Below are 23,094 nucleotides of genomic sequence, written 5' to 3'. Positions count from 1 at the left end.
AATTCGAAGCGGGACATTGAAATGCTGATTCAGTATCAGCACATAATAGGTACCTAGTAGCCACATGAAGAGCATTGGCTTGTCTTGGGTAAAACGATTGAATACGCGCAACATACTACTCGTTACCTATGTCATTAATCCAAATGGAATTTTGTCTTGGTTCTAATTTGTTAACCCACCTTTTAAGCCAAGCATGTAATCTTCCTTGTCCTGGCCAAAATACATCTTTTCCAGCGGCACCAGAAAAGGAAATGGCATTGCAAAAATCTTCAAATACTTTTTTTGAAATGAGATTTTTTTGATGCAGCAGTTGCAACGCCTCTAAGGCTAAATTACGATATCCATACAGAGAACATACTCCACAGTATTGAGCAATCAAATTGATTGCACTTTCACCATTTAAAGAATCTAATAGTTTTGCAAGATTATCCGGCGTCCTGAAATACAGCGCATCAGCAGCAATAATCTGCCCCTTTCGTTCTTGGGAAAAGCCATAAGATCCGCGTTTTAACATCAATAGATTGCCCAGATCAAATAAGACAAATCCTTGATCTCTCAGAAATGAATCAATTTCCCCAAAAAGTGGTTGATGTTGATAGAGCTCAACGAACTCTACCTCTAACTCAATCACAAGTAATGAATTCTTCAAGCAGTTAAGAGCGCCTTTTAGAATTGATAGTTCTGTACCTTGCGTATCAATTTTGATGGCCGTCGGTGCAAGCCCGCTTTGCAAGCTTGCTTTATCTAGAGTGGTACATGGAACCGTAACCTCCTTAACCACATCAAAGTCACTTGGGTTTTGATAAATCGAATCTATAACAAGTCTATTGGGTTTCAATAAAGAAGTATTGGTTTGATGACGGGTAACTAAAAGTGTCGCATCACCTTCATAGTCTGCGAGTGCGGCGTTAATCCAAACCATTTGCTCATTTTTAATAAGACCCGCAAATGCACGCTGATCAGGCTCAAACCCCATTACCTTTAAACCAGCACCCAGCTCACTCCAACGCTCATGGATGCCGCCCGCCGCGCCAATATCAGCCAATACTATAGGAAAACTCTCCAAAAGCGCCTTTAATCTAGATGTGATCCTTCTTTGCCCCATGGCAAGCATTCCCATTTATATCCAACAATAACTGCTCATACTGCCCAATGATATCTTGCCATGAGAATTTATTGACCTGTCTTGCGCTTATGGTTGCAGATGGAAGAGCGAGGGCCACCTCCAAGGCTCTTGCATACGCCTTTGGATCAGTCACATCGCAAAAAATTCCCTCATCTCCAATGACAAACCGTTGCCTCGGCCCATCATTGGCAACCACTGGTAAACCCGATGCTAGAGCCTCTAAAAAAACCAAACCAAATGCCTCATAGGGTGCTGGCAAGCTGAACACATCTGCTTGTTGGTAAAGGTGGGGCATCTTTTGATGGGGTAACTCCATAAATTGGACTCTTCCTGACCTTGCTTGAGGATGCTCTTCGAGTAATTTTTTTCTGGGACCTTTTCCAACCAATATACAGTGAATCTTGGGGTCCAAGAATGCTAAAGCATCCAATAATAGATCTTGACGCTTGTCGTCTGAAAAAGCGCCAACACACAATATGGTTTGTCTCGCAAGATTTTTCTTTGAAAGCGTTGAGGGATAAAACGCCTTTAGGTCCACTCCGTTTGGAATGACTTTTGTTGATACATGTGGAGCTAGTTGATTTGCTTGCTCTTCATCAGTAGGCGTTAACGCCACAAAAAAATCTGATACTGCTAAATCAGCCTTCAAAGGACCCGCATGCCCCACTGAAATAATTTTTGCATCCTTTTTATACCAATTTGCAAAACGATAAGTCCATGTGCCACCGAAAGGCAAAATGACATCAAATGAATGATTCCTTAAGTAATGACGCGCGCGCCAAACTAGTGATAGAGACTCAAGATCAACAGGCGTACACAAAAAACGTGCCGGTAAAAACTTTAGTATCCGATTAATGAACTTAGCAGATAAAGTTTCGCGTGTAACAATTGGAAATTGAATGCAATCTACATCAGGTATAACGCTTGAATGTATGCCCGATAGAATCGTCACACTAAATCGTGCTTTGTCAAGACCAGTAGCAAGATATCTTGCAAATACTTCCACCCCTCTACCAGTGCTTTCAAAGCGCGGGACAATCATTAGCACTCGAATCATCGTGCAAAACCTGCAAATGAAGGGAGCCCTCTGAGAAAACCAAATAAATAGGCAATCACTCCACCACAAATAACCATAAGCAATGAGGAAATAAACACAATGACAATGCCATGATTGCCATCAAAAAAAGCACTAATTAATAATTGATTGATGGATATCGCAATCAGCAACATTGCAATGAAGCGCAAAACCCACCAGCATGATAATAAGTAGTATTTAATCGGGCGATTTAGAAGCTGAAGAAATAAAAAACCAGAAACTGCAAAACTAATTACATTAGCAAAAAGCCAATGTAATATCGCCATCTCATAAAGATTAAATTGCTGTGAAAAATATAAAATTAGCAATCCAGAGATAGCAGTGAGGATGCCTATCATCATAACGTTCTTTGCTGCTCCAAATGAAATCAATGCCCTACCTAAGATAGATGATGCGGCAATAGGAATAGCAGTAAAGATAGTTGCCCTCAACGCTTGACTTGTTCTAATGGCTGACTCTGAGTCAAAAGCACCCCTAAAAAATAAAATATCAATGATAGTTTCGGCATTACAGTAGATGATTGCGCAAATTACACCCATACCCAAAAGGATCATCTTCAACGCAATAGTCATATCTCGGTTAGCCTTATCAAGATCCTGACTAGCTGCATACCCTAAAAAACGGGGCCAGAAAACGCTTGCCAAACTTAGCCCTAAAACTGTAATGAGAACATTGGTTAACGAAACGCCATACTGAAAAGCTGAGATTAAGCCCTTACTAAATCCCGAGAAAATAAATTTCTCATAAATGGAATAAATTTGGCTGGCAGAGTAATTAATCAGCAAAGCCCCTCCAAGAGTAAAGAATGCTTTACCCAAATTTGTAGGCCAGGCAAAACGATAGCGCAAACCATGCTTTCTAATCACCATATATAGAGCTATCACTGTGATTAATTGACCACCCATAAAACCTAAAGCTAATGCGTGGATGCCAACCACTCCTGCCATCATGGCAATAATTACTAAGGTAGATCCAGCTGCCAGCAAGCGAGAAACCGACTGCAGAATTACTGCATGATAAGAAGCCAATAAGGAGTTAAATGTTTCCGAGAGCGCCAGCAAGATAATGGCTGGCGCCAACCACAATAACTGCTGTGATACTAATGACTGCAAATGCTCTGAAGTTGAACTAACCACCAAACCAGCTAAAAAATTAGGCAATAGGAAGCTTAAGCCTAAGCCGACTACTGCAATCATCAGAATTAATGTAAGCGCCTTACTAAAATAGTCAGAAGCATTTTTTTGAGAATCCTCAAGAGAACGTCGATGGATTTCAGGAACAAGGGACTCTCTAAAGGGATGAATAGGGAAAATTAATAAATTGACAATCGCCAAAGCAGCCCAGTAAGCATCAAGCTCTGCAGAAGTCCCATAAAAATAGGAAATAACAATTTGACTGGCAAAGCTAAATACAAAAGCTCCAGCCGCTAATAGCACAGTCCAAAATACATTTTTTCGAAAACTAGCTACCATACACTTAGCGCGACCGAAGACGCTGGTATAGGCCAGTAATTAGACGAGCGGGCAATAAAATCATATCAATGGCAATAGCTAGAGTCAGATTGACTAGTTTTTCTCGACGCCCTTTTGGGTTACTGCGCAGAACCTTACTGACAATAGCTAATGCATCAACAGACATGCCTAAAGCCATGTAGACAGGGAAATAATTTTCAAGGCTCGGTTTATCCAATTTACGATAATTTGGCAAAATTTCCAGAAGAGTTTTGACGCGATGTAAATAGGTATGCTTAGCAAGAACTTCATCGCGAGCTTGTTGGCCTATTTGCTGAAGGCGCTCAGGGTCGGCTAACACAGTCTTGGCTAATTCAAGGGCATCGGATTCGCTGTCATATCGCAGGAAATGCTTACCCCCATCAAATAACTGCTCTACTCCATTGTTTTGAATCGGGTCAGTCATTAATACTGCGCCAGCGCCCATTGCCTCAAAGTAGCGCATATTTAAATCGTTATTGACGCTCTTGTTAAAAACAAGCTTACTTTGCGCATAAATAACACCCATCTCCTGTGGACTGGTCATACCCTTCCACATCTTCGAAAAATGATTACTCAGGTTTTTCAGTATGCGATGCCTTACTGGATGCATTTGTGCGTTATCAGAACCAACATATCCTATGTCATATATCCGCTCTAGATTGCCCGCTGGATGCAAGCTAGGCTCAAATGCAAGTGGCAACCAGAACACCTGCGGGATGCCATCAGCAACTAATTTCGCAACATACTCCTGTTGAGCGATAAAAGTAACGTCAAATAAGTGAGCAATACGCAAATGCTTTGCATAATCCATATGGGTATCTATCCCATACCAGGCAGTCATGCAAGACATCTTCTCGAGACCTTGTGGGAACAATTGCATTGTTCCACCTTCAATAAAAAGGGCTAGATCAGGCTGGAAGTGATTTTTTTTCAATATCTCTGGCAGATCTACAGCACCAGACACAACCACATTGGCTAATGGATGGGGTACATCCGAAATCACAAAAACTAGACAACCCAAATCCTGAAATGCCTTAAGAAAATAATTGGCAGTAGCAGTCGATTTAAGGGAGCTAACTAGAGCGATCTTTTTCATGTGCAATTAATTACCCTGGTCTAGGGGAATACTCCTGCCCATTTTTTCCGAAAATACGCCGTATTTCGTAAATGAAGCGCTTCAGTATCAATGGTTTTACTGAGGTAATGAATATCTATTTTTTGGGAGCTCACACTGTGATGATGAAAATGCTTGATATTCACTCTTGGATCTACTAGGCACTGCAGTCCTGCTTGACGAATGCGATAACTAAAGTCAATCTCTTCGCAACCTGCTGGGCTATAGGCAATATCAAATCCCCCAAGCTCATGAAATACTCTAGATCGCACCAAAAAACAAAATCCAGACACTACATCCGTCACTACTGGTTCCTTGCTTTCTGGAAAGCTATGGTGCGCACAATCACGCCAATATGAACCTTCTGGTCCAACCTCACCAACCAGAGGATTGTTAAAGTGCTCCAATAGAATCTCTAAAGCATTTTGCCCTATAGAAACATCATCATTTAGATAACAGAGAAACTCTCCTTCAGCCAATTGAGCGCCCATATTCCAAGAACGGGCTACTCCAACGTTGACACTATTGATAGCATATTTATCAATGTTTGGGCTAGCCTTAATAAAGTCAAGCAACTCTTGATCTTGGCCATTACAGATCACTACTACCTCATATGAGAGTTGCACATTCTTCTTAATGTCCGCCAAGGTTTCGACAAGAGTTTGCCGTGGCATAAAAAAACGTTTTTTATTTAAAGGCCTTTTCCAATGAAGAACAGGAATAATGATGCTGACCTTGGGATTTTTTAGATGACTCATAATACTTTCTCTATTTCATCCCAAAACTCTTGGGTAGGATTATCAAAATTTTGTGGATTGCTAATATCAAACGGAAATGAACAAGCACCTACGCGCTCATTCACAATTAAATTACAGCCACATAAAGCTGCTTCGATCACCACCCTACCTTGAGGCTCAGGCCAGCGCGGCAAAAACACAAAGTTCTTTGCTCTATTCATCAACTTAGGAACTTCATCATAAGTGACTGCACCATGATACGTCCCAAAATCAAGCTTGGCCCCAGGAAATAACTTGCCAGCAAAATGAATATCGCTACCTGAAAAGCGCTTACGCATCTCCTCTAGACCCTTTGCCTCTCCAATCACCCCAACAAAGAGATACTCAATATCTCGCACTCCATTCTGATTAAAAAAGCGAGTTTTATCAACGGTGGGTTTCAAAATATAACTGGGCGGGACATTATCCAAATGCAAGATGTCCATTGATACATCACGGTGCATGGGCGATACAAATATATTGAGTTTAGACTGGCTAAAAAAATCTTTAATTTCTGAGCGAGTAGAAAAACACTTTCCACTAAAGTCTTTAAGGGCTAGATTATTTGCAATTTTCAAAACAGATTTAGAGGGGCATTCTGTTTTGGCAAATCCCGAGCAAGGTAAGTATGGTTCGTTGCAGATATCGGAATAGGCATTTGTTAAGTGCACAAACTTTTTTCTACGCAGGATTTGTTCGCGAAAGGCACTTGTAAAATCTAGCCATGCACCAAGACTCTTTAAAGTACTTGGATAGTTGAATAAATCAACAACCAAGTCCAAATCAGCTGAAGGATCAAACCCTGTATGCATACTCGGTCTTACGGACGTGATTGAAACCGTATGTCCCCTAGCTTTAGCAGCCTGAATAATATCTAAGCCTACCATTTCCCCGCCACCCCGATGACGCGTTGGATCTACGTAGGAAATGTAGTTTATCTTCAGGCTCATATCAACGAATCATTCACTTATGCAATTTCATCAGCCGCAAGTAACGATGTGTTCCTTACCAGGCTCAGCCCACTACCTAAGCATATCCAAAAGATGAGTGTTGCAAATGTCACCGTTGCCGATACTTCAGTGGTGCACCATAAAAGTAGATTTGATAGGAGAGCCCAAAAAACAAAGCTCCCCCATGGCTCCTTGATTGATTTCGCATGGAACAGGGTCAGTAGAAGTGCAGAAAAAATCAGTCCAAATCCAGGATAACCAACTGCCAAGATCAGATCCAACCAACCGCTGTGACTATGAGATAAATTCGGGCTAACCTCAGGCCAACGAAGCTTGGCTAACTTACCGAATGAATCCTCAATTAATCCATACCCTAGGGGATGTTCTAGCGATAATTGAAAGCCGGCAATTGCCCAGGCAACACGATCGTAATTGGTGGGGGATACTTGAACACCAAACTCATTCAAAGGGTAGCCTTGTTCGCTCGCATACTTCCACTGCGGATAGACATCTAACTGCGCACCAATCTTGGCATCGGCAATCAGATTTTTCCAAGAACTATTCTTTTGCGAATGAAGACTAGCGGCTCCGCCAAATATGGCGATGACCAACAGTATGACTGAAAGCTTCTGCCAACTCAGCTTAGCTCTTGATTCAAAGAATAAAAATACGGTAAAAATGATGATCAGTAAGACAGCATAAGCAAAACCATTTTTAATATTCTGCGCTGTAAATAGAAATAGTGTTGAGACGCTAATGAAAATTTGAATCAACAAGTCGAAAAAATTCTGAGAGCGCCAGCGGGTATGAAGATGGGACAAAGCAAGTAAACGTCCCAGCGCCACTGAAAGCGCAGGCAAACAAAACGCTACATAATCAGTTTTAGGAACATAAAAAGGTTGCGATACCTCATACACCCGAATTGCTGCGGGGACATCCAATCCCAAGCCGAGACCAATCTTTGAGACGCCAAACTTAAATAAATAAATGAGAACTGGTGCACACAAACCAAAATAGATGACACGCCAATAATCCTTTGGATCGGCTCGTATTAAAGATAGCCCCAAGCCTGCCGCCATCACGGCCCCCAAAGCGGTATATTTCCAAATACGTACATATTCCATCTTGGAGAGCTCAGGATTCTGACTCAAAAAGACTAAATGAAAACTGGCCCAAACAAATAGAGCTGCAATACAGTAAAGAGGTAAAGCCCGCACTTGCAAAACCAGCTGACGATAGTGCCAAATCGAATAGATCCCTGTACAAGCCCCAACAACTAGGGCCACATTACGAAAGCCAACAATCTCCGGAAGAATCCAAACAGCATAGAGCAGCACAAAAGCCGCACATTGCAAACGAATCACCCAATCAGGCAGGTTTGATACACGGACAGATGATTGAGTAATCGATAGCGTCATTGGGTCAATATTTATACGCCATAATTCTTCTGAAAATCAGCGTACGCAAGCACAAGCCCTGTACCCAAATCGTACTGGGCCTGCCAACCAAGATCATTTAATTTACTCGAGTCCATTTGCTTTCTAGGGGTGCCATCAGGCTTACTTGGATCGGTTGTAATCTTGCCCGCATACCCAACTACCCTTGCTACAGCATGGGCTAATTCCAAAATAGTAATATCACTTCCGTAGCCCACATTAATATGACTTTCCATCGGCTCGATATTTTCGTCATAAGTTGATTTTGGCAAATTCATCACGAAGACGGATGCGGCAGCCATGTCATCTACGTATAAAAATTCTCTTTTGGGGGTACCCGTTCCCCAAATTACTACCTCGGAAGCCTCATTTACTTTAGCCTCGTGAAATCTTCTAATCAACGCAGGAATTACATGGCTATTCTCAGGATGATAATTATCCCCAGGGCCATAAAGATTGGTTGGCATGACGGAGCGGTAGTCTATGCCATGTGATTCACCATATTGACGGTTATAGCTTTCACACAATTTAATACCCGCAATTTTTGCGATGGCGTACGGCTCATTCGTTGACTCTAACTTACCAGTGAGAAGAGCATTTTCTGCCATTGGTTGCGGCGCAAGCTTGGGATAGATGCAACTTGAACCCAAGAATAAAAGCTTTTTAACGCCACTCTCAAAAGCTTGATGAATGACATTGTTCTGCACCATTAAGTTACTATAAATAAATTCTGCAGGAAAGGTATTGTTTGCATGGATCCCACCTACTTTGGCGGCTGCTAGATACACTTGATCTGGTCTTTGTTCGCTAAAGAAGTGAGCTACTGCCGCTTGATTCGTTAAATCCAATTCGGTATGCGTGCGGCCAATAATATTTTGATAACCCTGAGCCACTAAGTTGCGAACGATGGCAGACCCTGCCATCCCCCGATGACCCGCTACATAGATTTTCTGATTCAAATCTGAATTCATTCAAGTTTCTTAGATAAGGAGTTATTTCTCAGTGCCAACTGCTACTGAAAATCCATGCTTAGTCAATAAGGCATGTTGCTTGGCTTGATCAAGATCATTCGCTACCATTTCAATGATCATTTGATCGAGTGTAATTTCTGGCACCCAACCCAGTTTCGCTTTTGCTTTAGAGGGGTCGCCAAGAAGAGTCTCTACTTCAGTTGGACGGTAATAGCGTGGATCAATCTGCACAATCACATCCCCCACCTTCAATGCAGGCGCCTGATCACCCTCAATCGATGCAACGATTGCTTTTTCATTTTCAGCCACACCTTCAAACTTGAGGGTAATGCCCAGTTGCTTAGCACTGCGAATAATAAATTCACGGACGGTAAACTGCACTCCTGTGGCAATCACAAAATCTTCAGGCTGCTCTTGCTGCAACATCAACCACTGCATGCGCACATAATCTTTGGCATGACCCCAGTCACGCAAAGCATCTATATTGCCCATGTACAGACACTTCTCTAAGCCTTGCGCAATATTGGCTAATCCACGCGTCACTTTACGGGTAACAAAAGTTTCACCGCGACGCTTTGATTCATGATTAAACAAAATGCCATTACATGCGTAGATGCCATAAGCTTCACGATAGTTCACCGTAATCCAATAGGCGTACATCTTTGCTACTGCATAGGGACTGCGTGGATAGAACGGCGTAGTTTCCTTTTGTGGAATTTCTTGGACTAAGCCATACAACTCAGAGGTGGAAGCTTGATAAAAACGGGTTTTCTTTTCCAAGCCCAAAATACGAATGGCTTCCAATAATCGTAAAGGGCCGATAGCATCAACATCCGCCGTGTACTCGGGGGACTCAAATGACACTGCTACATGCGATTGTGCGCCTAAGTTGTAAATTTCATCAGGCTGAGATTCCTGAATAATGCGCACCAGATTACTGGTATCTGTTAAATCGCCATAATGCAAGATCAAATTAGGGTGATTTACATGGGGATCCTGGAAAATGTGATCAATCCGATCGGTATTAAAAGATGAAGCACGGCGTTTAATGCCGTGAACAATGTAACCCTTATCTAACAGAAACTCAGCCAGATAAGAACCATCTTGGCCCGTGATCCCAGTAATCAGGGCGACTTTTTGCTTGCTCATGCTCAATGTTTCCATTTGCTTAAATATTTCTTCTGAATTTAATAAATAATTCTAACTTCTACCATAGGTATCTTCGAATCGCACAATATCGTCTTCACCTAAATAGCTACCCGATTGAACTTCAATAATCTCCAAAGGCTCTGAGCCAGGGTTGGCTAAACGATGGATTTGGCCTTGCGGAATGTAAGTGCTTTGATTCTCTTTCAAGGTGATGACCTGATCGCCATTGGTAATTTCCGCAACCCCCTTCACTACAATCCAGTGCTCAGCACGGTGATGGTGCATTTGCAAGGAAAGACTCGCCCCTGGCTTGACTTGAATACGCTTCACTTTAAAACGTTCGCCCTCATCTACGCTGTCATACCAACCCCATGGCCGAGATACTTTTCGGTGGAGGTTTTTCTCCGCACGTCCTTGCGCTTCTAGCTGGGTCACAATATTTTTGACATCTTGGCTATTGCTTCTATTGGCTACCAGAACTGCGTCAGCCGTTTCAACAATGACTAAATCCTCAACCCCGACGGCACTGACTAATCGACTATTAGCATGCACCAATGAGTTTTTAGTATTAGTTAATAATGCGTCACCGGTGGTGACGTTTCCATCTTGATCTTGCCGCCCCACCTGCCATACCGCATCCCATGCGCCCAGATCATTCCAACCAGCATTAAGTTCTATCATCTTGATAGGAAAATTGGATCCAGGACACTTCTCAATGACTGCGTAGTCAATCGATTCACTAGGGATGCTTTCAAATTCTGATTTCCCAGGGCGAACAAAGTTAGAGCCCCCAGTATCGTCATCCGACCTAACTGCCCATGCTTTTTGGGATGCCTCGAAGATGTCAGCACGAAACTCTTTTAAAGCCGCTAACCAAGTACTTGCTCTAAGAACAAACATGCCACTATTCCAAAGGTAAGTGCCCAGCGCTATATAGTCTTGGGCAGTTTTACCGTCAGGCTTCTCAACAAAACGGTTCACCTTAAATGCATTATTTTGGTCTTTTTCACCAGCGCGCTGAATATAGCCATATCCGGTTTCTGGAGCTGTTGGTGTAATCCCCAAAATGGCAACCATATTGTTGGCAGTCTCTACCGTATGGATACAGTCACTTAGTGCCTTTGTAAAGGCTGCTGTATTTTGAATGGTCTGATCCGCCGGTGAAATCACCAGAATAGGATCCTGATCATCACCGATCTCTTGGGCACACAAGGCAGCCATCGTTAAGGCAGGCGCAGTATTCCGCCCCACTGGCTCTAGTAATAAGCGAGCATCGATGTATTGCAATTCACGTAACTGATCCAATACTAAAAAGCGATGTTCTTCATTGGTAACCACGAGGGTATTGCCGATAGTAATTTCCGAGCTCTTTAACGAATTGAGCCGCTCAACCGCTTGCTGGAAAAGACTCTGTTTACTGTCATCCCCTGAGAGCACTAAAAATTGCTTAGGAAAACCTGCACGAGATAAAGGCCAAAGCCTCGTTCCGGAGCCGCCGCACAAAATGACTGGAATCACTAATGCCATGTAGGGTCAAAGCACTTTTTATGCTTTTTATGAAGAAAAGCTGATTTTAAAGGGTTTATTGCCACTCTTTAGCAAAGCTTCAGAATTTATTAAAATTCAAAGGGGCTCAAAATAAGCCCCGTTGTTGTTAAAACTAAAATAATCTTTAAGGAGTCTTCAAAATGGGCAATATCCCCCACATCAAGCTACGCAACTCAGTAACTGAATGCAGTCAATCCGTTCGCAAGGAAAATGCTGGGAAATACCAGAACTACACCATTAAAGACTGCATTGCTTCCATTGCCGCAAGCAAAATTAAGTAAAAACCAAGCGAACTAGTTCCTGGGCCTATTGGGGTAGCGCTTACCTGTCAAATTAGCGTAAGCCGCCCCCACCAATATCAGCAAAATAGAGTCGATCATTACTGGGAAAAAGGCATAACGGTAATGTCCTATACCCCCTAGCACCACAATCAAAGCTACAGCCGCTGCGGGCGGATGCAAGCAGCGCAGCATAAACATTCCAAAGATTGATACAGAGGCAGCCATGGGTAGTGCTAGCAATGGATGCCCAATCAGATGAAAACAACTAATTCCGACGAGAGCCGATAGGGTATTTCCTGCGATGACAGCCCACGGTTGAGCCATCGGGCTACCTGGTAAAACAAACACCAGCAGAGCGCTCGCCCCCAATGAGGCCATCAGCCACTCATTAACTCCGCTGAGTTCGCCAATATACTGCGCCAAAGCAAAAACCAGCATTAACCCAATTAATGCGCCAAAAGAAGAGCGAAATCTCTCTAACCAGTTCACGGGAGGCTGATCCCCTCCAAGATAGAAAGAGTAGTGCTTCTTCAAGTAACGAAATGTATGCCTCATGCAGATCTCAATGTTTATCTTGGAAAGATTAATTCACCAAACAAGAATAATGAACTTCAAGAGTGACAACAATCCAAAATAAAAAGACTGCAGGCTCGCACCGTACAGTCTTCTTGGACGCCGAGTACGGAAGTACTCGATTTACGCGGATAAGTTGCTTATGCCTTCTTAGCGTATGCAGAACACCAACCTTTACCAGCAACTTGCTTACCAGCAAATAAAGAGCAACCGCCAGAAGCAGAACCTGGCTTGCCTTGATACAACGCGCAGTTATCACATTGTTGGCCAGCAGCGTATTTTGCGTATTTCGCTTTATCTACTTTAGACGCATCTGCCTTGTAGCCTAATGCAGCAGCTTGTGGATCGGTTTCTGCAACCATTGCTTGCGCTTGAACTTTACCGTTCAATGCCAAAGTACAGGCACCAGCAGCAGACAAAATCATAAATTGGCGACGACTATTTTTCATGGATTCTCCAAAAATAAAACAGTAAATAAAGCATTAACGCATCAACAAAAATACGCAGGCTTAAATGCTAGTTGTGATCATAGTGGAGAAGATTTCATCAAGCCACTACCTGCGTAAGTTAATGATTTATAAAGAAATATAGATGAGAATTGTTCTCATAAAAATACGAGCGCAAAGACTCGTTATTTCCAACCCTTTAAGTTCATGCAATTGATCCACTGACGAATATGTAAACCCGATCCCAACTCTGGGTAATCTTCTTTGCACTCTTTTAAATCTTTGTTGTAGGTCGCTTTATTATTTTTTGCAGAATCCTGATTCTGCGTTGGCATACTCTCGCAAGCCATGAGACCAGCTCCGATCAACAACAAGAATGAGATGATCACACAATTCGAAATAACTGCCTTCACTTTTTACTCCGTGAAGGCATCTTCATATAAGCGCCATGATTGCCGCAGGCACGATTAAATGCCACAGCTGCAAAAGAATCTTTTGCTCCAACCAAGCCGCTCGATTTTTGATTGACCCCTGAACCAGTCAAGGAGTAAGAATTTTCAAGGCAATTGGCTGTAAACATGAGATCCGCTTGCTTGGTAAAGTTTTTATTAAGCAAATAAGAACTTAATCGTAGCTGACGTATATCTTTTTTGGAATCAACGATGATGACTTCGTTATTAATGACCTCATAAAAGACTGGTGGCTTGGCATTCGCCGTCTCAGTGACTGCATCCTCTGCTATCACCTTATTGGCACTAACCAGTTGCTTGTTTTGTTTCTCATCAATGATTTCTGCGGGAGCCCTTCTGGCTATTGGGGCTGGCAAAGTACCCTCCTGAAATAAAAAGTAATTGACGTTTGCATCATCGATAAATTGCCGACCGCATAAGCGTGAGCGCACATATGCCATGGCAGTTTTAGGTGCAATCTTGACCCATCCAGAGCCATTAACTGACTTGATGTCTCCCATCAAAGGCCGCTGTGCCAGTAGATTCTGAGTGTATAGAGTTTCTGACCACTGGTGATTGCTAAAGCAATCGATTTTTTGGCGATAAGGACCTACGATTGTTGGGTTATATGGCGCAAGATTGTTTTTTTCTCTTGGCGCTATCAATGCGTCAAAAGTAATAACTCCATCTTCATCCTCGCTTAAGGTGTAAGGGTCATAAAACCAGATCTTGGACTTCGATTCAGCCAACAAAATCCACGTACGCTCTTCATAATCTTTTTGATTTAAGGGGGGAACATAAAAGAAGGGGGACTCGACTTTCTCACTCATCATCTCTTGATAATCCTGTCGCCTGGGACCTGAAGTGCAGCCAACGACAACTAAAGCTAAAAGAATGAGGAGTTTTTTCATTACCTTATTTTCGCTCAATCAAGGCAAGAAACTCTCTACGTAGATTGGAGTCTTTAAGGAAGGCGCCACGCATAACACTGTTGATCATTTTGGAATCGCGATCCTTAACGCCGCGCCATTGCATGCAAAAGTGATCAGCATCCATGACTACCGCTACGCCAATTGGCTTAATTTTTCTCTCGAGCATATCTGCTAACTCAACTACAGCCTCTTCCTGAATCTGAGGGCGACACATGACCCACTCTGTTAATCGCGAGTATTTTGATAGTCCAATCAATGCTGATTCTTTACTGGGCAACACTCCAATCCAAATACGACCCATAATGGGGCAAAGATGGTGTGAACAAGCGCTGCGAACAGTAATGGGCCCAATGATCATGAGCTCATTGAGGCGACTCACATTAGGAAACTTGGTTAAGGTAGGTTGATCTACATAACGCCCACTAAATACCTCTTGGACATACATTTTTGCTACACGGCGACTCGTATTTTGAGTGTTGTGATCATTTTTGGTATCAATCACTAAGCTTTCCAATACAGCTTGCATCTTCTCTGCCACTTCTTCAACCAAACCCTCGAGCTCACCCGGTTTGATAAATGCAGAAATATTGTCATTGGCGTGAAAACGCGCTTTCTGGGCTTCGATCCGTCGACGAATAACGACGGATAATGGTGTCCCGCCATCTTCTTTAGTAATAGTCTTTTTTCTTACGACTTTTTTAGCAACAGCTTTAGTTGCAATTTGCTTGGTGGCAATTTTTTTAGTTGGCATAAATATTTTCTTGTCTCGAATATAGTTTTTATGAATTTTTATTTACATCTGAAAAAACAATGCCACTACACATATAAGACCAAACAACCAGACAATCGAACGGGTAGTTGGCCAGTTAGCAACATAACAAACGAGATAAGCGATTCGCGCAAGCACAAAGCCTACAGCAAGCAAATCAATTCTGTTTTGTGGCGCATTAGCAATGGAGGCAATAATCACCGCAGCAAAGAATAAAGGTAAGGACTCAAAGAGATTCGCTTGCGCAGCATTAGCGCGAGCCCTAAAGCCAGTTTGCTTTGCCAGCCATTGCCTAGGCATGCTGTTGTCGTAGCCTTCAAAACCTTTTTTGGCTATTCCAGCTGCTACATAAGGAAACAACCCCATAAAGAGCACACAAGCGTAGGCAATCGTCATAGAAACTTTCTTTAAATTATCTTTATCTGTAGGTGTGGGGAATATTTATTTCGGAGTCTTTTTACTACCAATACGGCTCTCAGTGCCATTGAGCAAATTTTGAATATTGCTACGATGGCGCCAAATCAGCAATACGCAAACAGTCAGAAGTGCGATACCCATCGGCTGGAAACCAAACAAAAATACAAAATAGATGGGACCAAATACAGCGGCCGCTAAAGCGGCAAGCGATGAATAACGCATAAACACAGCAACAATGATCCAGGTACTTAAAGTTGCTAAACCTAAGATCCAGTTGATTCCAAACAAAATACCGCACGCCGTTGCAACACCTTTACCACCCTTAAAGCCATGAAAGATTGGGAATAGGTGTCCCAAAAACACTGCAATTACAACGCCACACAATAGCCACGAATGCAATGTGGAAGTGAGAGACTCATCACCAAGTAATACTCGCGCAAGCATGACCGCAAGATATCCTTTTAAAGCATCGCCGATCAAGGTGAGCACTGCAGCCAATTTATTGCCAGTACGTAAAACATTGGTCGCGCCAGGATTACCCGAACCATAAGAATGGGGATCAGGCAAACGCATACATTTACTGACGACTACCGCAAAAGAAACAGAGCCAATCAGATAGGCCAGCGGAATTAGCAGAAGATCTAAAGTGAGGTCCATACCGCTATCTTAAACACTTATAGATATAGATGAGAGAGCTATGAGCCCCGCGGATGGTGTTGCTGGTGAATGGATTTGAGTCTTTCCCTGGCCACATGAGTGTATATCTGGGTAGTTGAGATATCGGCATGCCCTAAGAGCAACTGCACCACCCTTAAATCGGCCCCATGATTAAGCAAATGTGTTGCAAATGCGTGCCGCAGTGTATGGGGTGACAAAGCCACAGGGATATTCGCTACCGTGGCGTAGCGCTTAATTAATGCCCAGAAGGCTTGACGGGTCATGCCAGTACCAGTATGCCGTCCCACAAAAACTGCATCAGAAGTTTTACCCTCTAACAAGGGTGTACGCGCTTCTGCCAAGTAACGCCTTAGCCACTGCCCTGCTTCTCCACCAAATGGCACCAAACGTTCTTTGCCGCCTTTGCCATTGACTACCCGCACTACGCCCTCATTTAAACCTAAAGCGACCGTTTTTAAGGATACGATTTCTGATACGCGCAGACCACTGGCGTACATCAATTCCAGCATAGTACGATCACGCAATCCCAAAGGGGTATCGATATCGGGAGCGTTGAGTAAAGCAGTGACCTGGTCTTCACTTAGCGTCTTTGGAAAGCGTAAAGCTTGCTTAGCAGCACGCAGGCCAATACAGGGATCACTTTTCACTAAATTGATACGTAGCGCATGACGATAAAAGCGCTTAAAGACCGTTAAACGGCGATTTGCTGTTGTCGCCTTATCGGCACGCCGATAAGCAATATATGCAGTCAAATCTTTCTCAGTAACAGAATAGAGATCCCTTCCCGAGTCCTTATAAAGCCACTGCGCTAAAAGCAAAAGATCACGACGATAGGCCGACAAACTATTTTGTGCCAACCCATCTTCTAACCAACAAGCATCAGAGAAGCGCTCAATAGCCTCTTGGCTTGTCGGGGCAATATTTAAAACATCTTTAGTCACGGAAGTTATTAAAACCTAATGGCGCTTCAGTTACTTCTTTCTTAAGAAGAGCCATCGTTTCTTGCAAATCATCCCGCTTGGCACCAGTCACACGCACAGCATCGCCCTGAATACTGGCTTGAACTTTCAGTTTGCTGTCTTTAATAATGCGCACTACTTTTTTGGCCAACTCTGAAGTGATGCCCTTTTGAATCTTCATGGTTTGCTTACGCTTATCGCCACCAATAGTTTCTGTTTTGTCGTCCTTGAGATAACGAACATCCACATTGCGCTTGGCCATCTTATTAATCAGCACATCGCGAACTTGGCCTAATTTAAAGTCGTCGTCACCAAACAAAATTAAGGCCTCATCCTTTTGCTCTACACGACTATCAGAACCCTTAAAGTCAAAGCGATTGCTGATTTCTTTATTGGATTGCTCAATCGCATTTTTTAATTCAACCATGTCTGGTTCGCACACTACGTCAAATGATGGCATTTCAATTCCTTTGGTTTTTCAGTTATTCAATTTCATCAATAGAATTAGCATCTTCTTTTCACCTATTGATTTTATCTATGAGACATCATTGCTTGATACCCCCTAAAACGGGCCATTTTGCATAAACCTTCTTAAGAAAATGCTTGATTTAACTCATTTTTCCCTGTAAATTTTCAAATTACATAAATACAGGGAAAAGATGAAACCCCTATCTGATCAGCAGCGACTCTTTTTAGTCGAATCCGACCAACTCTATAGGGCATGGCGGGAGGTACTTCGGCGCCATCAAGGATACAAGTATGGCATGCGGTGGAGAAATATCAATGGCAAAGATTACTTATTACGCCTAACAAGCGCCACTGGAAACAGCAAATCACTTGGGCCTCGCACTCCCGAAACCGAGTCTATTTATAAACAGTTTCAGGAGGGCAAAACCAATACTGATGAAAAATTTCAATCACTCAAGGCGCGGATTGAATCCCAGCGCAAATTAAATCGTGCTATTCGCTTAGGTCGCCTCCCCAGCATTATTGGCGAAATTTTATTGGCACTGGATAAAACGCAAGCCCTCTCTGAATTACGAGTAGTTGGCACACACGCTATATTTGCTTATGAGTCAATGGCAGCAGTTGAACTCAAGATGGAGCTATTGGCATCCGGAGACATTGATTTGTTATTTGATGTGCGAAAAAAGATGTCATTAATTTCTAAAAAATTACATGGTGAAGGCATACTCGGTCTACTTAAAAAAGTAGATAAATCATTCGAAATTTCTTCGGCACAAGGATTTAGAGCCATCAATAAAGATGGCTTCATGGTTGATCTGATTGGGCAAGACAAGGGAATGTCTTCACCCAAGCCAGAACTCATTGCCTCGGGAGATTTAGAAATCATGGAAGTTCCCAACTTAGAGTGGCTAGCAAATGCACCGCGCATAGAACAAGTCGTGATTGCCGCAAATGGCTCGCCCGTATTAATGCCCGTTCCCGATCCAAGAGCTTATGCTATTCATAAAGCATGGCTTTCTCAACAGCCAGATCGAGAGCCAGTTAAAAAACAACGTGATCTTAACCAAGCTTTAATGGTTCTATATTTAGTGCAAGAATATTTACCAAATCTCCCAATAGAAACAGAGCATTTGCGTTACCTTCCCAAGAAGGTTATTTCCAAGTCAATGCTTGATCTCTCAAATCTTAAAAAATGATCGACCATCGCCAACTTCCGCAACGGTATTTAAACTATAGCCTCAAGAATCGAAATACCTTTGGTTTTGATGCCACTGCTGAGTTCACTTACGAAATCACCTCTGCCGATCAGATCGCTGCCGTATTCGTAGACATTACCCAGCAGAAAATGCCGTGGCGCGTTTTAGGTGGCGGCAGCAATGTAATTCTTCCAAAAAAACTGTCGGGCGTTACTCTGCTCATGAATATCACAGGACAAGAAATTCTCTCCTCCGATGGGGATGCTACCCGCTTGGCGGTAGGGGCTGGCGTCAATTGGCATGAACTCGTTGCTTGGACGCTAGAAAACAATCTCCCTGGCCTAGAAAACTTAGCGCTTATTCCAGGAACTGCAGGGGCAGCACCGATTCAGAATATTGGTGCTTATGGCGTTGAGATTGCAGATTACATTGAATGTATCGAAGCTTTTGATGCACAAGAACAAACCTTTATCACCCTGACAAAGGAGGCATGCCAATTTGCCTATCGCGATAGCTACTTTAAACAGCATCCCAATCGATGCATTGTGACTAAGGTCATTTTTAAAATCCCTAAAGCTTGGAAGGCGCACATACATTACGCAGATCTTGCCAAGCAATTTTCTGCTGATAGCAATCCAAGCCCTGAAGATATCTTCTTGGCTGTTTGCAAAATTCGTACTCGAAAACTTCCGGATCCAAAAATCATTGGCAATGCTGGAAGTTTTTTCCAGAACCCGATTGTTCCTAATGAGCAATTTGAAACTTTACTAAAAGCGCATGCATCCCTTGTGTCGTATCCGGATGCACCCGGCAAACGAAAACTCGCAGCAGGATGGCTCATTGATCAATGTGGTTTTAAGGGTCAACGCATGGGCTCAGTCGGAGTCTATGAAAACCAAGCCTTAGTACTAGTCAATCATGGTGGCGGGACCGCGCAAGATATTCTTGGTCTAGCTAAATGCATTCGCGAAAAGGTACACGATAAATTTGGCGTTACCTTACAAATAGAGCCCAATATCTTGTAAATCAGTCGAAGCTTGATCGCTTTCAAGTAGTACTTATTCGTAATGGGTCCACATTCTCAAAATACGGACCGTTTTTTCTTTCCGAAATACTTCATACACTAGGCGATGTTGAATATTAATTCTTCTTGAGTAAGCACCACTTATGTCTCCAATTAATTTTTCATCAGGAGGCGGATTTTGGAATGGATCAATTTCTAAAATCAGAAGTAAATTTTGCGCCTTTTCTTTTAGGTCAGCCTTCGAGAGTTTTTTTGCGTCTTTAATGGCATATTTGGAATAAACCAAATTCCAATTCACCACTTCAGACCCTTCTTGCTTTTACTTAAAGGCTCGGACATGGCGTCTTTAATTGATTCACGCATACCTGGTACTGCCAAGAGATACAGTGTCTCCTGAATGGCAGTCCAATCTTCCTCAGAAATGAGGACAGCATTTGCCCTTTTTCCAGAAATTAATACCGGCTGATGAGTCTGAGCAGCTTGATCTATCAAGCGATAAAGTCCAGCCCTGGCCTCGCTTGCGGTGAGTGTTGTCATGATGTATCTCCTGTAATTTCATGGTACGCAAAAGCGTACGCTTTGTCAAACTAAGGATTCTCGGTTTTCAATGCCGTTTGTGAAAAGCGAACGTCTGTTGTGCCGTCTGCCAAATGCACCTGAAATACATCTTCCGTATTGAGCTCATCCGCTTTCCGAACCGCATGCAATCCATTTTTCTCTTTACTTAAAATCACTGCATAACCACGTTCTAGAGTTCTCTGTGGATTCAGCATCTCCAGTTGTGACAGATAGTGAGATTGATTGCGTCGCCAATTTTCTAGACGCACAGACCAAGCCTGATTGAGTCTTTGTTGCCAACTCTGAATTTGCTCGCGCATCCTTTCTGGGTTTGGTAAGGCATGACTTAATCTCAAAGCGAGTTGATCTAAAGTTTGCGCCTCACGCTCCACTCGTTGATTGATTCGCTGTAGCAAAGTCTGCTTGATGGATTCAAGCTCTTGTAGTAATTGATCTCGGCGTGGAGCGGCTAACTCTGCTGCGCCAGTGGGTGTTGGTGCCCTTAGGTCAGCAACAAAATCTGCAATGGTGAAATCAGTTTCATGCCCAACACCACTGACAACTGGAATACTGGACTGCGCAATGGCATATGCCAACTGCTCATCGTTAAATGCCCAAAGGTCCTCAATACTGCCACCGCCCCGCACAAGCAATATGACATCAACGGCTTTTTCTTTTTCTGCAGCTTTTGATGCAGAAATAATTCCAGCAGGCGCATCAGGACCCTGCACCAAGGTTGGATAGATAACGATGGGAATATGTGGCGCTCTTCTTGCCAACGTACTCAGTACGTCTTTAAGCGCTGCCGCTTGTGGTGAGGTAATGATGCCAATTGATCTGGGGTGCAGTGGAATATCACGCTTGCGCTCTTCGTCAAATAAGCCCTCCTTGGCTAACTTGGCTTTGAGCTTTAAAAAAGCCTCGTAAAGACCACCCATCCCAGCGCGACGCAATGTTTGAATCGTAAGCTGAATATCTCCACGGGGAACATACATTCCTAAGTTAGCACTCACCTCAACCAAATCACCCGATTGCGGCATAAATCCAACCTGGCCATTGCGCCCACGGAACATCACACAGCGAATCTGACCCTCTTCGTCCTTCAGAGAAAAATACCAATGCCCGCTGTCATAAGCCTTGAAGTTCGAAATCTCCCCGCTTACCCATACAGTATCAAAGCGGTCCTCTAAGGATGCCGCTATAGCGCGGTTTAGATCGCCAACACTCAGAATTTCCCTTGATATTTCCGACATTTTTTCTCTTTAATCATGTAACCATCAGGCTTGGGCGCCAATAAATATCCACAGATACTGATGAACCCTGAATGAAGCGCCTATAAGTAAGTAATTACTGACCCAAAACGTCTCATAAATCCAACATAGATATCATAAGTCATTGATTTATAATGTTATTTATTCAGCCATTTATCCAGGATTTTCCCAGTCTAAATACGGACTTACCATCAATCAAGGACTTACAGTATCTATTCCAAAAAGTTTTGCACAGAGTTATCCACAGGCTAGCTTTCTGAAACAGGCTTTTTAATTCAGCTAAAGTACTGAGCTTATGTACTCCATCTTACTATCCGCTGGTTGGCCCATTTGGCCCCTACTCATTATCTCCATTATTGGCTTAGCGATTGTTCTTGAGCGCAGCTGGTATTTGCGCCAAACCCATATATTTCCAAAAAACTGTCTAGAAACAGCTTTTTCTCTTGCAAATCAGATGGTTAAAGAAAAATCTGCCGTTTCTGAGCTACAAATTGCTCAATTAGCCACCATTTCTCCGGCAAGCCCACTATTGGCCTGCACCCTTAAAGAAAAACTCTTGGGCAGTAGCCCTGACTCGGCTCTTGAAGAGCTACAAGCGACAGCACAAGCAACTTGGCAAAAATTAGACCGCTATCTTGGTGCACTTGCCACGATTGCCACCATTGCTCCCTTATTGGGGTTGTTTGGCACTGTGGTGGGCATGATCGAAATATTCGGCAGCCAGGGCTCGATTAATGGCGCGACTGGTAGTCCACAGCAATTAGCACATGGAATTTCCGTGGCACTCTACAACACTGCATTTGGTTTACTCATTGCTATTCCAGCATTAGCTGCGTGGCGTGGCTTGCGCGCAATCGCCAATCAACGTCAACGTGAGTGCGAAGAATTTACTCGCCAGCTTTTTAAGAAACTCTATCCGAGTGATTTCAGTAAATGAGTTGGTTAGAAACCCATCCTCAAACTAGAAAACGATTTTCGCTCGGTAGTAGCACCGCGCCCGTTGAGCCCGAAATCAATCTCATCCCTTTTATTGATGTGTTGTTGGTGGTATTAATTTTTTTGATGATCTCCACCACCTTTACTCGTTATCAAGAATTAGCTATTACCCTTCCAATTGCTAATGGCAGTGAAAGCCAAACCGAGCCTAAACAAATTCATATTGCAGTCAGTCGTGATGGTCGCTTTGCCATTAACGGCAAAGTAACTGAGCGCTCACAGTTAAGCGGTGTACTAATGCAACTCAGCGGACAAGGTACGCAAAAGGATGCAGCAAGCTCGCTTCAGGTCAACATAGATGCCGATGCCAGAGCGCCTCATCAAGCAGTGATGACTGTTCTTGAAGCAGCAAGAGATGCCAATCTCTCAAATATTGTCTTTAGTAGTCAATTCAATAACCAAGCCAAGAAATAAGTTG

Annotated in this window: 27 protein-coding genes; 5 read left to right on the top strand and 22 right to left on the bottom strand. The window is 43.1% G+C overall.

Going from position 1 to position 23,094, the window contains the following annotated elements; all coding sequences use genetic code 11:
- Positions 1 to 115: 115 nt before the first annotated feature.
- From FD973_RS01670 to FD973_RS01625, 10 genes are read right to left on the bottom strand one after another with little or no spacing between them, the layout of a single operon-like run.
- Positions 116 to 1,045, bottom strand: coding sequence for an FkbM family methyltransferase (locus tag FD973_RS01670; protein WP_215323926.1), 930 nt, complete (start codon positions 1,043 to 1,045; stop codon positions 116 to 118).
- A 34-nt stretch (positions 1,046 to 1,079) separates the two neighbouring features.
- Complete coding sequence (locus tag FD973_RS01665; protein WP_215323925.1) at positions 1,080 to 2,183, bottom strand: glycosyltransferase family 4 protein; 1,104 nt, start codon at positions 2,181 to 2,183, stop codon at positions 1,080 to 1,082.
- Positions 2,180 to 3,694 carry a lipid II flippase MurJ gene (locus FD973_RS01660; protein WP_215323924.1) on the bottom strand — a complete coding sequence of 505 codons (1,515 nt, stop codon included), beginning with the start codon at positions 3,692 to 3,694 and terminating at the stop codon, positions 2,180 to 2,182. The genes FD973_RS01665 and FD973_RS01660 overlap by 4 nt, the downstream gene beginning before the upstream one ends.
- A 4-nt stretch (positions 3,695 to 3,698) precedes the next feature.
- The gene (locus tag FD973_RS01655; protein ID WP_215323923.1) at positions 3,699 to 4,811 is read right to left on the bottom strand and encodes a glycosyltransferase; all 1,113 of its coding nucleotides are present in this window, start codon (positions 4,809 to 4,811) and stop codon (positions 3,699 to 3,701) included.
- A 20-nt stretch (positions 4,812 to 4,831) separates the two neighbouring features.
- Entirely contained in the window at positions 4,832 to 5,587 is a 756-nt protein-coding gene (locus FD973_RS01650; protein WP_215323922.1) for a glycosyltransferase family 2 protein, read from the bottom strand.
- Positions 5,584 to 6,555 carry a hypothetical protein gene (locus FD973_RS01645; RefSeq protein ID WP_215323921.1) on the bottom strand — a complete coding sequence of 324 codons (972 nt, stop codon included), beginning with the start codon at positions 6,553 to 6,555 and terminating at the stop codon, positions 5,584 to 5,586. Before FD973_RS01645 ends, FD973_RS01650 begins: the two co-directional genes overlap by 4 nt.
- A gap of 17 nt (positions 6,556 to 6,572) precedes the next feature.
- On the bottom strand, positions 6,573 to 7,973 hold the full coding sequence (locus FD973_RS01640) for an O-antigen ligase family protein (protein ID WP_215323920.1): 1,401 nt from the start codon (positions 7,971 to 7,973) through the stop codon (positions 6,573 to 6,575).
- Between the two features lie 11 nt (positions 7,974 to 7,984).
- Entirely contained in the window at positions 7,985 to 8,962 is a 978-nt protein-coding gene (locus tag FD973_RS01635; protein WP_215323919.1) for a GDP-L-fucose synthase, read from the bottom strand.
- 21 nt (positions 8,963 to 8,983) lie between these two features.
- Entirely contained in the window at positions 8,984 to 10,111 is a 1,128-nt protein-coding gene (gene gmd, locus FD973_RS01630; protein ID WP_251368801.1) for a GDP-mannose 4,6-dehydratase, read from the bottom strand.
- Positions 10,112 to 10,162: 51 nt separating this feature from the next.
- Entirely contained in the window at positions 10,163 to 11,638 is a 1,476-nt protein-coding gene (locus FD973_RS01625; protein ID WP_215323917.1) for a mannose-1-phosphate guanylyltransferase/mannose-6-phosphate isomerase, read from the bottom strand.
- A 161-nt stretch (positions 11,639 to 11,799) separates the two neighbouring features.
- Between FD973_RS01625 and FD973_RS01620 the strand changes: the two genes are divergently transcribed.
- The gene (locus tag FD973_RS01620; protein ID WP_215323916.1) at positions 11,800 to 11,940 is read left to right on the top strand and encodes a hypothetical protein; all 141 of its coding nucleotides are present in this window, start codon (positions 11,800 to 11,802) and stop codon (positions 11,938 to 11,940) included.
- 12 nt (positions 11,941 to 11,952) lie between these two features.
- On the opposite strand, the gene FD973_RS01615 is transcribed toward FD973_RS01620, so the two are convergent.
- From FD973_RS01615 to FD973_RS01575, 9 genes are all read right to left on the bottom strand, one after another.
- The gene (locus tag FD973_RS01615) at positions 11,953 to 12,495 is read right to left on the bottom strand and encodes an HPP family protein (protein WP_215323915.1); all 543 of its coding nucleotides are present in this window, start codon (positions 12,493 to 12,495) and stop codon (positions 11,953 to 11,955) included.
- 158 nt (positions 12,496 to 12,653) lie between these two features.
- Positions 12,654 to 12,962, bottom strand: a complete 309-nt coding sequence (locus FD973_RS01610; protein WP_215323914.1) for a high-potential iron-sulfur protein — start codon at positions 12,960 to 12,962, stop codon at positions 12,654 to 12,656.
- A 182-nt stretch (positions 12,963 to 13,144) separates the two neighbouring features.
- Entirely contained in the window at positions 13,145 to 13,372 is a 228-nt protein-coding gene (locus FD973_RS01605; RefSeq protein ID WP_215323913.1) for a hypothetical protein, read from the bottom strand.
- Positions 13,369 to 14,319: a hypothetical protein gene (locus FD973_RS01600; protein WP_215323912.1), complete on the bottom strand. Its 951-nt coding sequence runs from the start codon at positions 14,317 to 14,319 to the stop codon at positions 13,369 to 13,371. Before FD973_RS01600 ends, FD973_RS01605 begins: the two co-directional genes overlap by 4 nt.
- A 4-nt stretch (positions 14,320 to 14,323) precedes the next feature.
- The gene (gene folE, locus FD973_RS01595) at positions 14,324 to 15,091 is read right to left on the bottom strand and encodes a GTP cyclohydrolase I (RefSeq protein ID WP_215323911.1); all 768 of its coding nucleotides are present in this window, start codon (positions 15,089 to 15,091) and stop codon (positions 14,324 to 14,326) included.
- A gap of 42 nt (positions 15,092 to 15,133) precedes the next feature.
- Positions 15,134 to 15,505 (bottom strand): MAPEG family protein, encoded by a 372-nt coding sequence (locus FD973_RS01590; protein ID WP_215323910.1) that lies wholly within the window; start codon positions 15,503 to 15,505, stop codon positions 15,134 to 15,136.
- A gap of 45 nt (positions 15,506 to 15,550) precedes the next feature.
- Positions 15,551 to 16,183 carry a glycerol-3-phosphate 1-O-acyltransferase PlsY gene (plsY, locus tag FD973_RS01585; RefSeq protein WP_215323909.1) on the bottom strand — a complete coding sequence of 211 codons (633 nt, stop codon included), beginning with the start codon at positions 16,181 to 16,183 and terminating at the stop codon, positions 15,551 to 15,553.
- 38 nt (positions 16,184 to 16,221) lie between these two features.
- Complete coding sequence (xerD, locus tag FD973_RS01580) at positions 16,222 to 17,154, bottom strand: site-specific tyrosine recombinase XerD (protein ID WP_215324662.1); 933 nt, start codon at positions 17,152 to 17,154, stop codon at positions 16,222 to 16,224.
- The gene (locus FD973_RS01575; RefSeq protein ID WP_215323908.1) at positions 17,138 to 17,623 is read right to left on the bottom strand and encodes a YajQ family cyclic di-GMP-binding protein; all 486 of its coding nucleotides are present in this window, start codon (positions 17,621 to 17,623) and stop codon (positions 17,138 to 17,140) included. The genes xerD and FD973_RS01575 overlap by 17 nt, the downstream gene beginning before the upstream one ends.
- A gap of 199 nt (positions 17,624 to 17,822) precedes the next feature.
- Here FD973_RS01575 and FD973_RS01570 point away from each other — a divergent pair, with 199 nt between their 5' ends.
- Together FD973_RS01570 and murB are read left to right on the top strand one after the other, a co-directional pair.
- Positions 17,823 to 18,827, top strand: coding sequence for a nucleotidyltransferase domain-containing protein (locus FD973_RS01570; protein WP_215323907.1), 1,005 nt, complete (start codon positions 17,823 to 17,825; stop codon positions 18,825 to 18,827).
- On the top strand, positions 18,824 to 19,852 hold the full coding sequence (murB, locus tag FD973_RS01565; protein ID WP_215323906.1) for a UDP-N-acetylmuramate dehydrogenase: 1,029 nt from the start codon (positions 18,824 to 18,826) through the stop codon (positions 19,850 to 19,852). Before FD973_RS01570 ends, murB begins: the two co-directional genes overlap by 4 nt.
- A gap of 33 nt (positions 19,853 to 19,885) precedes the next feature.
- On the opposite strand, the gene FD973_RS01560 is transcribed toward murB, so the two are convergent.
- The 3 genes from FD973_RS01560 to xseA are packed head-to-tail and all read right to left on the bottom strand — an operon-like array spanning position 19,886 to position 21,662.
- Positions 19,886 to 20,149 carry a Txe/YoeB family addiction module toxin gene (locus tag FD973_RS01560; protein WP_215323905.1) on the bottom strand — a complete coding sequence of 88 codons (264 nt, stop codon included), beginning with the start codon at positions 20,147 to 20,149 and terminating at the stop codon, positions 19,886 to 19,888.
- Positions 20,146 to 20,388, bottom strand: coding sequence for a type II toxin-antitoxin system Phd/YefM family antitoxin (locus FD973_RS01555; RefSeq protein WP_215323904.1), 243 nt, complete (start codon positions 20,386 to 20,388; stop codon positions 20,146 to 20,148). Before FD973_RS01555 ends, FD973_RS01560 begins: the two co-directional genes overlap by 4 nt.
- A gap of 50 nt (positions 20,389 to 20,438) precedes the next feature.
- Positions 20,439 to 21,662, bottom strand: coding sequence for an exodeoxyribonuclease VII large subunit (gene xseA / locus FD973_RS01550; RefSeq protein WP_215323903.1), 1,224 nt, complete (start codon positions 21,660 to 21,662; stop codon positions 20,439 to 20,441).
- Between the two features lie 313 nt (positions 21,663 to 21,975).
- On the opposite strand from xseA, the gene FD973_RS01545 reads away from it, so the two are divergent.
- A complete protein-coding gene (locus tag FD973_RS01545; RefSeq protein ID WP_215323902.1) occupies positions 21,976 to 22,617 on the top strand; it encodes a MotA/TolQ/ExbB proton channel family protein in 642 nt (213 codons plus the stop codon).
- Positions 22,614 to 23,090 (top strand): biopolymer transporter ExbD, encoded by a 477-nt coding sequence (locus tag FD973_RS01540; protein ID WP_215323901.1) that lies wholly within the window; start codon positions 22,614 to 22,616, stop codon positions 23,088 to 23,090. Before FD973_RS01545 ends, FD973_RS01540 begins: the two co-directional genes overlap by 4 nt.
- Positions 23,091 to 23,094: the final 4 nt, after the last annotated feature.

This window comes from Polynucleobacter sp. MWH-Braz-FAM2G, from assembly GCF_018687635.1.
Taxonomy (GTDB): Bacteria; Pseudomonadota; Gammaproteobacteria; order Burkholderiales; family Burkholderiaceae; genus Polynucleobacter.
Note: the sequence above shows the minus strand (reverse complement) of the source record. Positions and strands in the feature narration are given on the sequence as shown.